The following is a 12,558-nucleotide window of genomic DNA, read 5'->3' as shown; positions in this document are numbered from 1 at the left end:
GAAAAAAATCGCTACAGCTACAATCGCAACTGCCGGAATCGCTACTTTCGCTTTTGCAAGTCACGATGCTCACGCAGCAGAACAAAATAATGGTGGTTACAACCCAAATGATCCATCTTCTTACAGCTATTCATACACAATCGATCAAGAAGGTAACTATCATTATACTTGGCAAGGTAACTGGAGCCCAGATCGTTTAGACAATAACTACAATAATTACAACTATAACAACTACTCTAACTATAGTAATTCAAATAATTACTACAACTACAATAATTATGGTAATACTAATCAATCTTATTCAAACGCTTATAATCAAACTGGTGGTTTAGGTTCTAGCTATGCTTCAACTAGCGGAAATGTTCATGTTACATCTACATCAGCACCATCTTCAAATGGCGTTTCATTATCAAATGCTTCTTCAGCAGGCGGTAATTTATATACTTCAGGTCAATGTACGTATTATGTGTTCGATAGAGTTGGCGGAAAAATCGGCTCAACTTGGGGCAATGCAAATAACTGGGCAAACGCTGCCGCTGCAGCAGGTTACACTGTAAATAATTCACCATCTAAAGGTGCGATTTTACAAACTTCACAAGGTGCATTTGGTCATGTAGCATATGTTGAAAGTGTAAACAGTAACGGTACAATCACTGTTTCAGAAATGAACTACGGACATGGTGCAGGTGTTGTAACTTCTCGTACAATCTCTGCTAGCCAAGCTGCTTCATACAACTACATTCACTAATATACGCACTTTATTAAAAGCATTCATCCTTTTAACAGGATGAATGTTTTTTATTTTTCTATAAAAAAGACCTATTACCTCAATAGGCAATAGGCTAAAAAACTATTTTTTCTTAAACAAATTCAAATATTCATGTACAGTCATTCTAAATCATTATCACGTATGAATAAGATGTATCAAAAGAATTCGTTACTTTCATATAGTTATGTATTCATTCCGCTACAAAATAAATACAACAACTATATAGAAGGATATTAAAATGTTAAAACTATACGAGATATAATCGCTACATTTATATCTACAAATCATGTTTCAACATATTAAATATATTCCACTTAAAAATTAGATTAAACTTAGTTTTTACTTAACTTCTTTATTCCAATACCTGTAAATCCATAGATAATTGCAATGAAAGCACATAAATAACAAGGTACAGTCCAGATAAAGAATTCTCCAACGGATACATTTAGCTGTTGAGCATAGTAAATACCTGAAGTTCCCCATGGTATAAGTGGTAAGACCATTGTACTAGAATCTTCTAGTGTACGTGACAGTACTGATCTAGACAGATCCATCTTTTCAAACATTTCCTTCATCAATACGCCGACCATAATAATTACAATTGAAGCCACTCCAGCAGCAAAGACAAGCATCAAGCAACATACAACAGTTATTAATATAAGTGTACCTACAGATTTCACACCTTTTGCAACCGTCTCTAACATCACGTCTAGGCATCCGGCTTTCTCCACAATACCAGCAAATGCATAGCCACAAAAAATCGTAACTATAATTTGTGTCATACTCATCATGCCACCTTGCTCTATTAACGATATTACATTTTTAGATAAATGAGACTGATGAACCATAGTATGACTGAAACCATCAAATGTCGCTTTGAAACCATCAATCATATTAAAATGATTATTAAACGTTCCCACTAATAAAGCACTTAGACTTGAAATGAGCATGGATGGCACCGTAGATACTCTCAATAATAAGCAAATCACAATAACAATAAGTGGTATCCACACAATTAAATTTATGTTATAAACCTTATCTAATTCACTCAATAACATTTGTATTTGTTTCGGGTTAGCGTTACCTCCAGAGTGTAACCCAGCAAAGAACCAAACGATTAGTCCTATGATTGAAGCAGGAATTGTAGTCCACATCATTGATTTAATATGAGCAAAAATATTTACCCTTGTCACTAAAGCAGCCAAATTCGTCGTATCAGAAAGTGGCGACATTTTATCTCCAAATACCGCCCCTGCAATGATGGCCCCAGCTGCCATACCAGGTGCTACACCTAATTGATTGGAAATAGAAATTAAAGCAATACCTGCTGTTGAAGCAGATCCCCATGCTGTACCTGTAGCAACTGAGGTTATTGCACTAATGATAAACGCAGATACTAGAAAATAGCTTGGGTTAAGAAACTTTAATCCATAATATATCAATGCCGGTACTGTTCCTGAGAACATCCAGCTCCCAACGATAATACCTACAGCCAAAATAATGAAAATGGCAGGCATGGCAGTATTAAGTCTCTTTGAAATACCTTCCTCTAAATCTTCCCATCTTAATCCTACTCGATATGCTATAAAAGAAGCATATGCTGATGAAATTAATAACAGCACTTGAATAGGTATATTAAAAAAGATAAATCCAATTACAACGACAATAACCATCACAATAATCGTTGAAATTGACTCCAAAAATGTAGGCTTTCTATATTTTTGTGTCATACGATTACTCCCTTCAGCAGCGATTTGATGCAAAACCTCTTTTCTTAATATTTAATCGTGTTCAATTATTCTAAACCTAATTTATCAAGGCCTAATTCTTCTACAGTAAGACCTTCCTCAAAGAAATCACGCTCTAATATTGTAGATGCAATAACAATGACTGCATCTATATTAGGCGTTGGTACGTCTATCACTCTTCCTAGACTTGACCATAGAACTAAACCAAACGCAATATCCTCAGTTAGATAACGATTTTCAACGTGGTTAGGACCCGGAATTTGTGAAAATACTGGACTTGTATTAAACAAACGATTTAACGGTTCATCTTCATCTTGGCGTTCTAAATAGCCTCTTTGAATACGAGATTCTTTAGCTGTAGACAATTCAAACCCTAATTTTCTTCCTAAATTTAAACGCTCAATTTCAATTGCATGAAGTAAACGAACCGTGTGCTTCGTAATCCCCTCTTTATAAAGAGAGAAATTTTCCGCATAATCAATACGACCAACATTCAAGAGTGTTGGACCTGGATGCACTTCAGGGTTACCATTTTCAAGGTTTGTTTTTAATAGACTTTCTTCTTTAACAAGATGATCATAAATTTGTGATACTTTCTCATAACTTTCGTTGAGTTCGCTACGATCAAATGTTGAGAAAAAGACTCTACGTACATTTAATGATAAGTCTACACGTGCATTGTCGAAATCTACACGCGTTCCATAAGTGAGTGTGTTTGCTTCAGCAAATTTAGGATGTACATCAATGTGACGGTCTTCTAATACATTCATAAAACGAATAGACCCCATAGATGCAGCAATATTGAAGAAAATAAGATGTTCATTTGTCACATAATGAGACATCACCTTAGCATAATATTCAATAAATGATGATGGAATAATAACTTGAACGATATCAGCATCTTCTAGAACATATTCAATATCATCACTTATATTAGTAAATTCTATAAACTTTTCTTCGCCCTCATTATTAAAATCAAATCCGCCTTTTTCGAAAGCATTATTAAATTTTTCAATAGATTCGTTACGACAGTATAATTTCACGTCATGACCTTTATCTACCATATCTACTGCAGCTGTTACTGCCCCGTTACCTGAACCAACAATAGCTATTTTCATACTTTATCCCTCTTTCATCTTAAAGTTGTTAAATATTCTCCTATGTATGATTTCTATCATTCTAAATCTTTTCATAAAAAAGGAGTGGGTCTGAATTCAATCTTTATGTTATTGAATTCTGTGGCCCGCTCCGCGGTTATTTAAAAAGTTATTGCTCAAACGTTATTTTCTAATTCATTATTTCAGATTCTCGACAAACCTTAATATGTCATGTCGATTAACAATACTATATAACCGATTAAAACATATTTTAAACTTATTTGGTATTTTAAGTTAGAAATTTAAATTTATCATTTAATAATATATTTTGTTTTGATATAGTTATAAGTGTATTATGTGTGTTAAATTATTTATTTTGGAGGATACATATTATGGATAACAGTGAAAATCACCGTTTCAACGAATCAGATTCAAATTCAAACTCAATGTATACATCTGAGTCAGAGCGTAATAACAACGATCGGCATTCCGAGAGTTTAACTCAATCACAACAACAGCATCAACATACTTCAGATGAACACAATTCAAAAATTAGACAAGATGAGGATCAAGACGCACGTTTAATGTCAATGCTCATCTATCTACTAGGTTTATTCACAAGCTTTATCGCACCTCTTGTCATTTGGTTAGTAAAACGTAAAGACTCAAAACTTGTTGATACAGCAGGTAAGACTTATTTAAATTACTTTATTTCTTATTTTATTTATGCAATTGTAGGTGTGATTTTAGTTTATGTTTTCATGTTTATAGCTATGTTAAATCCGAATAATACTGTAATAGCAACTATTGCAATTATCATTACGGTAATAATTGCCTTGGCTCTAGTTGTATTATCAATCGTTGCTTTCGTTTGCAATATTATTGGTTGTGTGAAATACATGTCAGGCAAAACTTATAAAATACCTTTTACTATTCCTTTCATTAAATAGTAAAAATGATTTATTACAAGGTCTTGTAATAAATCCATAAGCTTTTTTGCTTATTTATCTACACAAATGAACTAGCTATGCCCCACAGAGAATTTGTAACACACTGTAACCTTGATGGTCGTTTATTACAACGATGGTCAAGGTTTTTTTAATTGGTTTACGAAACCGTAACAATACCCACAAAGAAAAATTTATCTGTTAGAGTATGTTGTGTCGTTACAGATGACATCAAACATTTAACGAGATGTATTCTTAATACAAAATCGCTACATTTTAAGATGTATCAAATTATCGTTATTAACTTTGGGAGGATTTTTAATTATGAAAAAATTAGTAACTATCACTACATTAACAGCGGGTATTGGCGCATCATTATTGGGAACAACATCAAATGCGCATGCCGCAGAAAATACGCAAAATATACAAAACAACGCTCAATACAACACTAGTAATCAACAATCTTATAGTACTGAAACTACATCAGCATCTTCTACTTCAGGCAACTTATATACAGCAGGTCAATGTACTTGGTACGTGTTCGATAAAGTGGGAGGACAAATTGGTTCAACATGGGGAAATGCTAACAACTGGGCTTCTGCAGCTGAAGCATCTGGTTACACAGTTAATCACACACCTGAAAAAGGTTCTATTTTACAATCATCTAATGGCGCATATGGTCACGTCGCTTATGTAGAAAATGTGGGCAGCGATGGATCAGTTACCGTATCAGAAATGAACTATAACGGTGGCCCTTATGTTGTAGATACACGAACAATCTCATCTAGTGAAGCAAGTTCATACAATTACATCCACTTAGACTAATCAGTCTCTAAGATGATAAATAAAATCATTCCATCCCTTTAAGGTAAAATCCAAAACATTTTTATCTTAAAGGGTATTTTTTTAGTCTTTTTTAATCTAATATTTTACATTACCCAATTTTGATATGCCACCGTACTCAACCTTCTTAGATTGCCTCTCCCCTTCTTATTTGAGAGAATAGTTTTATCACTAACAATTGGAGGCATATACATATGCAATGGCTAAAAGTCGTCATAGCAGGATTTGTGGAAATCATCTGGGTTACAGGTTTAGATAATGCACATTCTTTATTAAGTTGGGTAGTTACCCTCTTTTTTATTGCTTTAAGTTTCTATCTTGTTATCGATGCATCTAAACACTTACCAGTAGGTACAGTTTATGCCTTTTTCGTAGGTATTGGAGCAGTTGGCACTGTGCTTGTAGATATGATTTTCTTTAATCAACCTTTTACTCTTGCTAAAGTCATCTTAATGATTATCCTCATTGCAGGTATTATCGGTTTGAAACTTACTACAAATGAAAATGAAGAAGGAGGTCAATAAAGATGTCATGGATATTTTTACTTATTGCTGGCGGACTAGAGGTACTTGGTGTCGTTTTACTTAACGAATTGTCTCGCACCCAAAATAAGATATATGTCATTTTGTTAGGCCTTGCTTTTATATTAAGTTTTAGTACGTTAAAGCTTGCAATGCATGATATCCCAATGGGTACAGCTTACGCAATTTGGACTGGTATAGGCACTGCTGGTGGTACCATCATTGGCATGTTATTCTATAAAGAATCTAAACATGTTGGAAGAATTATTTGTATTCTAATGATACTTATAGCTGTAGTAGGATTACGTTTAATTAGCTAATTACAACACATGTAATTAGCTTTATTTATTGTTTGCGCTTTCCTCTTTTACTATACTGATATTAAAAGAAGGAGTGATAATGATGGAAAAAGTATATATCGCAGGCGCAATTCCTGAAGTGGGATTAAATTTATTAAAAGAACATTTTGAAGTAGAGATGTATGATGGGGATGGCATTATAGATAAAGAAACGTTAAAAGAAGGCGTTAAAGATGCCTCTGCTTTAGTTAGTTTACTTTCAACAAACGTCGATAAAGAAGTTATTGATAGTGGCAAAAACCTTAAAATTATCACTAATTATGGTGCTGGCTTCAATAATGTAGATATTGATTATGCAAGAGAGAAAAATATAGATGTAACGAATACACCAAAGGCTTCAACAAATGCTACAGCTGATTTAACAATTGGTTTAATTTTAAGTGTAGCACGCAGAATCGTTGAAGGTGACGAACTATCTAGAACTCAAGGATTTGATGGATGGGCACCGCTATTCTTCCGTGGTAGAGAAGTCTCAGGAAAGACGATTGGTATTATTGGTTTAGGAGAAATTGGTGGTGCAGTAGCTAAACGTGCACGTGCATTTGATATGGACGTTCTATATACAGGACCTCATCGTAAAGAAGAAAAAGAACGTGAAATTGGTGCCAAATATGTGGATTTAGATACGTTATTAGAAAATGCTGATTTTATTACAATCAATGCAGCGTATAATCCAGATTTACATCACTTAATCGATACTGCACAATTTAAACAAATGAAATCAACTGCTTACCTTATCAATGTGGGTCGAGGACCAATAGTAAATGAACAGGCACTTGTTCAAGCTCTTGAAAATAAAGAAATCGAAGGCGCAGCTTTAGACGTTTATGAATTCGAACCAGAAATCACTGATGAACTTAAATCATTTAAGAACATTGTACTCACACCTCATATTGGTAATGCAACATTCGAAGCTAGAGATTTCATGGCTAAAATTGTAGCAAATGATACAATTAAAAAATTAAATGGTGAAGAACCACAATTTGTCGTAAATAATAAATAGACTATCACTCTAAACAAAAAAGGAGGACGAGAAATCATTAGATACTCCAGCCTCCTTTAATATATTGGCAGTAGATGTCTGAATTGAAAGTGCGCTTATATCAAGCTTCTCTCAATCCTAGCCATCCTTGCCGGGGCGGAACAACGAAAATAATTTTGCTAAATTATTTTTCTGTTCCGCTCCCATCTTTCTTTTTATTTTTCCTTTGATTTATATAAAAACTTAGTTTGTGCGGATGCGTAAGTATTAGGCATCACTTTCATCATTGCATTACGTAATTTAGCAACGAAGCGATTACGTTTTTGTGCGACTTTCCCAATCTTTCTAGAACGCTTAATCACTTTAGCAGTGTGTTTAACGCGTAATTTATCATATCTTTCAATCGCTTTATCAAAGTCATATGCTTCTAAGCAGTTAACTAGCACAATCGCATCTTCCATTGCCTGCCCTGCACCTTGTCCCATATTAGGTGTCGTCGCATGAGCTGCATCTCCTAATAATAACGTTCTACCGTAGACAAATGTTTTTAAAGGTTTCATATCGTAAATATCATTTAATAAGATGCCTGTCTCACTTTGTTTATCTAATATCTGACGCACCTCATTAGGAAAATGATTAAAGTAAGCTTGCAAATGTGGCTTTCCAAATGTTTGATATTTAGGATCCTTTTCTTTAGCAGGTACAGTAATAAACCAATATGCTTGATTATTAATCAGTGGTACAATGCCCACTCTACCTTTAGTACCCCAATACTCATTCGCCACATGTTCATCTTTAAGTTGAACATCATCTACAAGTCCTCTAAAACAAGTATAGCCTTGATAATTAATTTTAGTAGGCGCTTGCACCGCTTCTCTTACTTTAGAATGAATCCCATCAGCGCCAATACATAAGTCGAATGCTTCACTCTCTTGTTCTGAAAAATGCACTGTGACTTTAGAATTCGTTTGCTCTAATCCTGTTACAACATGCTCAGTATAAATAGAGGATGGCTGAACATAAGATTTGATGATTTCTAGTAACGATTGACGTGGTAATGTAACATTTAACGTTTGACGTTTTAATTGTGCAGACATTAATTCACGTCCATTTTCATCGTACACATTCATCGCTGTCAAATTTTGCCCAGCGTTTTTAATCCCTTTAGCAAGATCATGATTACCCAACTTTTTAAGGACGTTATCGCCTATTCCGATTCCTGCGCTAACCTCATTTAATGATGCTTTTTTCTCAAACACCTTTACTTCATGACCATGCTCTTCTAAAAGTGCAGCAGCTGTTAATCCACCAATACCTGCACCTACAATTGCAATTTTCATTCGTATACACCTCAAATTTATCATTCGTTAATATTTTATCATATGTTGTAGTGTTTAAAAGTTCGACTCAGTATTTTAAAAGTTAAATTTTACATATTCATAAAAGGAGGTTAGCAACATCTTTGACCATGTGCTAACCTCTATCTTATTTATAATATTTCTTTCGAATATCTTCTTTTTTAATACCAAACTTATCGTAATACTTCTTCATCATATCAGCTATATTGTCTACCCAATTAATATCACTCGCATATTGATGTTGACCGGGATTCTGCGGGTTCCAACGCATTTGATACAAGTTAAGCTGATTATTTTTAAAGTAATGATATCTTACAAATGATGCACCACCCATTATCGCCTTTTCAGGTGAAGTCCATGATTCTTGTTTGGCATAACTCTTATCTGTATGAACGGCATTTTCATCAAATGCCCCAATACCGAAGAAATTATAATAACGATGATGTCCATCTTTCACACCTTTAGCAAGTTCAGACTTACCATTTCCAGTTTCTACTAAGGCGTGACTGATTAAATAAATAATATTAACCTCATACTTATCTTGCGCCTTGATAAACGTTTGACCTTGGTTCTCCAGTATACCTTTACCCTTCAGAATATGATTAACTTCCGCTTCTGACATAGGGACTTTCTCGGAAATGTCCATGTATTTCCATGGATTATCGCCATGTTTAATCTTCATCGCTCGCGCAACATCACTATCTTGTGCATTTACAAATTCGCCATCTTTTTCCTTAGTATTAATGACACCTTCCCCTTTTTGTCTGTCGACAGCTTCATTGAAGGTATATTTTATATCATTTTTAAAAAGGTTAGTATCAAAAACTAGGAAAAGAATCACAAAAACAACTAAAATAGCAATGATTAATAGAGATGTCATGCGAAACTTAGGATGCTTCATCATTTATATCTAACTCCCAAATCACTATTTTGATAAAACGAAATAGTCTATGACAATTGCTATAACAACAATAAAGAATGATACATTAATAGCAATCTTCATACCTGTACGGTCTCTAAACATGACATTAAATATCACTAAACTAATTGCTAAAGATACTGCAAAGAAAGCAATCGCTAGCATGAGTTTAAGCATAATTAAAAATACGATTCCAATAACTAACAAGACATTGGAAATTATTGCCATGGCTTTCAATATATTAGGATTGATACGCCTTCACTCCTTGAATTTAACTTTTTCATATACATATCATCATACATGAAGTTGAAAGTAAATGTCGACTTAAAAAAAATGGAAGCTGAGATATATTTAATTATCTCAACTTCCTTAAATATATTGCTATTGAACTTTAATCGCGAGACATGCCTTTAAGTAAATTCAACATATAAGTTAAACTACGGTTCATGTCGTCGTCTTTTAGAATACCCATAAGATTTCTAATAGATGTACGTGCATTAGGACTTGCTTGGTTCGCTACATGTAAACCTTTATTCAAGCGATTAAGCATGTCGCTTAAATCTTTTACATTGAGATCTCCAAGTAGGAATACCATTTGCGCCATATTAGATAATAAACCTGTATAAATATCTTTATTTAATTCAACGGCAAACTTATTAATAATCACTTGTCGTGCTTTAAATCCACCATTCAGTGCATCTAAAATTTTCGCTTCATCTAAAGTATTAATTAAACGGATTGCCTTAAGAATACTATCCTTATTCTCTGCAATAGCATCAATGACTTCATTTAAATTTTCGCTCTTAATTTGTTCAGGTGACTTTTTCAGACGTTTAATTTCAGTTATTCTTTCAGCCATTATTTATCACTCTGCTTCCCTGGGAATACGTAATCAGAACGATTCCATTTTTTCTGTACTTGAACACTATATTGTGGATGACGCTGTTTATCTACACGGAAGTTTGTAGGATTCAATGGTGACTTACCACGTTTAGAAATGACTTCCATACGTGCACTTGTACGTTTGTAAGATGGTGTATCTGTGTATTTATCAACGTCACTGTTAGTAAGTAAGTTAATTGCACCCATATCGCCATTTGCCATTGCATCGTTATTCAACGGAATATAAATTTCTTTGCCTTTCACTCGATCTGTAATATGTGCTAACAATGTGGCCTCTCCGGACTCAGAGATAAGTTTAATTTCAGCACCTTCATGTATATCACGATCTTGAGCTAATTCAGGTGAAATTTCAACGAATGCATGTGGCATTTTATATTTAATCATTTCAGTTTGATATGTCATGTTACCTTCATGGAAATGTTCAAGTAAACGTCCATTGTTAACGTGAATATCATATACTTCATCTTCTTTGAAGAAATTATCAAATGTAAGTGGATAAAGTTTTGCTTTTTTATTTTCAAAATTAAATCCATCTAGATAAAGAAGTGGCGTATCCTTACCGTCTTTATCGACAGGCCATTGTAAACTATTGAAACCTTCTAAGCGATCGTAACTTACACCCGCATATGAAGGTGTTAGTCGAGCAATCTCATCCATCACTTCTCCAGGATGGCTGTAGTCCCAATTAGCACCAAGTTGATTCGCAATTAATTGGAAGATTTCCCAGTCAGCTTTAGAGTCACCAAGTGAATCTAAAGCTTTATATAAGCGTTGAACACGACGTTCAGTGTTAGTGAATGTGCCATCTTTTTCTAATGAAGGACTTGCAGGTAATACAACATCTGCATAAGTCGCTGTAAATGTTAAGAATTCATCTTGCACGACCATGAAATCTAACTTTTCAAAGGCAGCCTGAACGAAGTTAATATTAGAGTCAACAATTCCTGTGTCTTCACCGTATAGATATAGTGAGTGAACGTCGCCATTATGGATACCTTCAATCATTTGGTGATTGTCACGACCTGGCGTTGGACTTAATTCCACACCGTATTCTTTCTCAAATTTAGCTCTAATTTCATCGTCAGTTACAAGTTGGTAACCTGGGAATTGGTCTGGCATACTTCCCATATCACTACAACCTTGAACGTTATTATGGCCACGAAGCGGATAAGCGCCCGCACCAGGCTTTCTATAGTTACCAGTTACAAGCAGTAAGTTAGAAATTGCTGTACTTGAGTCACTACCGATATCTTGTTGCGTGATACCCATAGCCCAACAAATTGCAACGGATTCTGCTTTCGCAACTTCATGGGCAAAGCTAATCAAACGCTCTTTAGGAATACCAGTTGTGTCTTCTGCAAATTCCATTGTAAATGGTTCTAGTGATTTATAATATTCATCGAAATAGTCAACCCATTCATCTAAGAATGCCTTATCATGAAGGTCATTATCGATAATATATTTCGTTACAGCACCTAACCATACTAAGTCCGTACCTGGTTTAGGTTGATAGAATGCATCTGCACGTTCGGCCATTTCATGTTTTCTAATATCAAATACATGAGATTTTTGACCAAATAGTTTTTGTGCACGTTTCATTCGTGAAGCAATAACTGGATGTGCTTCAGCAGTATTTGTACCAATTAATACAGTCATTGCTGCTTTTTCTAAATCATCAATACCACCAGCATCGCCACCGATACCGACTGTACGCATTAAACCTTTCGTAGCAGGTGCTTGACAATAACGTGAGCAATTATCTACGTTATTTGTTCCAATCACTTGTCGTGCTAGTTTTTGCATTAAGTAAGATTCTTCGTTCGTAGCTTTTGAAGAGGAAATAAATGATAAGCTATCCGCACCATGTTTCTCTTTAATATTATTGAAGTTATCAGCGATGACTTCTAGCGCTTCATCCCATTCTACTTCATGGAAAGCACCATCTTTTCTAACTAATGGTTTAGTTAAACGTTGATCTGAATTAATATGTCCCCAAGAGAATTTACCTTTAACACATGATGCAATTTTATTTGCAGGTGAATCATGAGATGGTTGAACTTTTAAAATTTCTCTATCTTTTGTCCATACTTCGAATGAGCATCCTACGCCACA

13 protein-coding genes are annotated in these 12,558 nt (G+C 34.5%); 6 read left to right on the top strand and 7 right to left on the bottom strand.

All coding sequences use genetic code 11. From position 1 onward, the window contains the following. Positions 1 to 748: CHAP domain-containing protein (locus HMPREF3264_RS02905; RefSeq protein ID WP_070871875.1), on the top strand; the 748-nt coding region annotated here is incomplete at its 5' end. Between the two features lie 353 nt (positions 749 to 1,101). On the opposite strand, the gene nhaC is transcribed toward HMPREF3264_RS02905, so the two are convergent. Beyond that, entirely contained in the window at positions 1,102 to 2,499 is a 1,398-nt protein-coding gene (gene nhaC / locus HMPREF3264_RS02900; RefSeq protein ID WP_070871874.1) for a Na+/H+ antiporter NhaC, read from the bottom strand. Between the two features lie 65 nt (positions 2,500 to 2,564). Next, positions 2,565 to 3,635, bottom strand: a complete 1,071-nt coding sequence (locus HMPREF3264_RS02895; RefSeq protein WP_002443851.1) for an NAD/NADP-dependent octopine/nopaline dehydrogenase family protein — start codon at positions 3,633 to 3,635, stop codon at positions 2,565 to 2,567. Positions 3,636 to 4,006: 371 nt separating this feature from the next. Here HMPREF3264_RS02895 and HMPREF3264_RS02890 point away from each other — a divergent pair, with 371 nt between their 5' ends. The 5 genes from HMPREF3264_RS02890 to HMPREF3264_RS02870 all read left to right on the top strand — a co-directional run bounded on the left by HMPREF3264_RS02890 (position 4,007) and on the right by HMPREF3264_RS02870 (position 7,287). Further along, positions 4,007 to 4,564 (top strand): DUF4870 domain-containing protein, encoded by a 558-nt coding sequence (locus tag HMPREF3264_RS02890; protein WP_070871873.1) that lies wholly within the window; start codon positions 4,007 to 4,009, stop codon positions 4,562 to 4,564. Between the two features lie 321 nt (positions 4,565 to 4,885). Next, a complete protein-coding gene (locus tag HMPREF3264_RS02885) occupies positions 4,886 to 5,386 on the top strand; it encodes a CHAP domain-containing protein (protein ID WP_070871872.1) in 501 nt (166 codons plus the stop codon). A gap of 212 nt (positions 5,387 to 5,598) precedes the next feature. Then, positions 5,599 to 5,928 (top strand): DMT family transporter, encoded by a 330-nt coding sequence (locus tag HMPREF3264_RS02880; RefSeq protein WP_002443857.1) that lies wholly within the window; start codon positions 5,599 to 5,601, stop codon positions 5,926 to 5,928. Between the two features lie 2 nt (positions 5,929 to 5,930). Continuing rightward, positions 5,931 to 6,245 carry a DMT family transporter gene (locus HMPREF3264_RS02875; protein ID WP_002443859.1) on the top strand — a complete coding sequence of 105 codons (315 nt, stop codon included), beginning with the start codon at positions 5,931 to 5,933 and terminating at the stop codon, positions 6,243 to 6,245. Positions 6,246 to 6,327: 82 nt separating this feature from the next. Continuing rightward, positions 6,328 to 7,287, top strand: a complete 960-nt coding sequence (locus tag HMPREF3264_RS02870) for a 2-hydroxyacid dehydrogenase family protein (RefSeq protein WP_070871871.1) — start codon at positions 6,328 to 6,330, stop codon at positions 7,285 to 7,287. Positions 7,288 to 7,481: 194 nt separating this feature from the next. Here HMPREF3264_RS02870 and HMPREF3264_RS02865 read toward each other — a convergent pair whose 3' ends face one another. The 5 genes from HMPREF3264_RS02865 to fdhF form a co-directional block, all read right to left on the bottom strand. Next, positions 7,482 to 8,606, bottom strand: a complete 1,125-nt coding sequence (locus tag HMPREF3264_RS02865; RefSeq protein ID WP_070871870.1) for an FAD-dependent monooxygenase — start codon at positions 8,604 to 8,606, stop codon at positions 7,482 to 7,484. A gap of 145 nt (positions 8,607 to 8,751) precedes the next feature. Next, complete coding sequence (locus tag HMPREF3264_RS02860; protein WP_070871869.1) at positions 8,752 to 9,528, bottom strand: N-acetylglucosaminidase; 777 nt, start codon at positions 9,526 to 9,528, stop codon at positions 8,752 to 8,754. Positions 9,529 to 9,549: 21 nt separating this feature from the next. After that, entirely contained in the window at positions 9,550 to 9,771 is a 222-nt protein-coding gene (locus HMPREF3264_RS02855; RefSeq protein ID WP_070871868.1) for a hypothetical protein, read from the bottom strand. A gap of 163 nt (positions 9,772 to 9,934) precedes the next feature. After that, a complete protein-coding gene (locus HMPREF3264_RS02850; RefSeq protein ID WP_002443868.1) occupies positions 9,935 to 10,402 on the bottom strand; it encodes a helical membrane plugin domain-containing protein in 468 nt (155 codons plus the stop codon). Next, positions 10,402 to 12,558 (bottom strand): formate dehydrogenase subunit alpha (gene fdhF, locus HMPREF3264_RS02845; RefSeq protein ID WP_070871867.1); only part of this gene is annotated, 2,157 nt, incomplete at its 5' end. The genes HMPREF3264_RS02850 and fdhF, both read right to left, overlap by 1 nt.

This window comes from Staphylococcus sp. HMSC62A08 (genome assembly GCF_001839105.1).
GTDB classification, from domain to species: domain Bacteria; phylum Bacillota; class Bacilli; order Staphylococcales; family Staphylococcaceae; genus Staphylococcus; species Staphylococcus caprae.
This window is presented reverse-complemented; position numbering and strand designations above follow the sequence as displayed.

Excerpts from the sequence above, each read along its gene's own strand:
- HMPREF3264_RS02880 (WP_002443857.1), top strand. The coding sequence starts at position 5,599 with ATGCAATGGCTAAAAGTCGTCATAGCAGGATTTGTGGAAATCATCTGG.
- HMPREF3264_RS02865 (WP_070871870.1), bottom strand. The coding sequence starts at position 8,606 with ATGAAAATTGCAATTGTAGGTGCAGGTATTGGTGGATTAACAGCTGCT.
- HMPREF3264_RS02875 (WP_002443859.1), top strand. The coding sequence starts at position 5,931 with ATGTCATGGATATTTTTACTTATTGCTGGCGGACTAGAGGTACTTGGT.
- HMPREF3264_RS02890 (WP_070871873.1), top strand. The coding sequence starts at position 4,007 with ATGGATAACAGTGAAAATCACCGTTTCAACGAATCAGATTCAAATTCA.
- HMPREF3264_RS02850 (WP_002443868.1), bottom strand. The coding sequence starts at position 10,402 with ATGGCTGAAAGAATAACTGAAATTAAACGTCTGAAAAAGTCACCTGAA.
- HMPREF3264_RS02860 (WP_070871869.1), bottom strand. The coding sequence starts at position 9,528 with ATGATGAAGCATCCTAAGTTTCGCATGACATCTCTATTAATCATTGCT.
- HMPREF3264_RS02855 (WP_070871868.1), bottom strand. The coding sequence starts at position 9,771 with ATGGCAATAATTTCCAATGTCTTGTTAGTTATTGGAATCGTATTTTTA.
- nhaC (WP_070871874.1), bottom strand. The coding sequence starts at position 2,499 with ATGACACAAAAATATAGAAAGCCTACATTTTTGGAGTCAATTTCAACG.
- HMPREF3264_RS02870 (WP_070871871.1), top strand. The coding sequence starts at position 6,328 with ATGGAAAAAGTATATATCGCAGGCGCAATTCCTGAAGTGGGATTAAAT.
- HMPREF3264_RS02885 (WP_070871872.1), top strand. The coding sequence starts at position 4,886 with ATGAAAAAATTAGTAACTATCACTACATTAACAGCGGGTATTGGCGCA.
- HMPREF3264_RS02895 (WP_002443851.1), bottom strand. The coding sequence starts at position 3,635 with ATGAAAATAGCTATTGTTGGTTCAGGTAACGGGGCAGTAACAGCTGCA.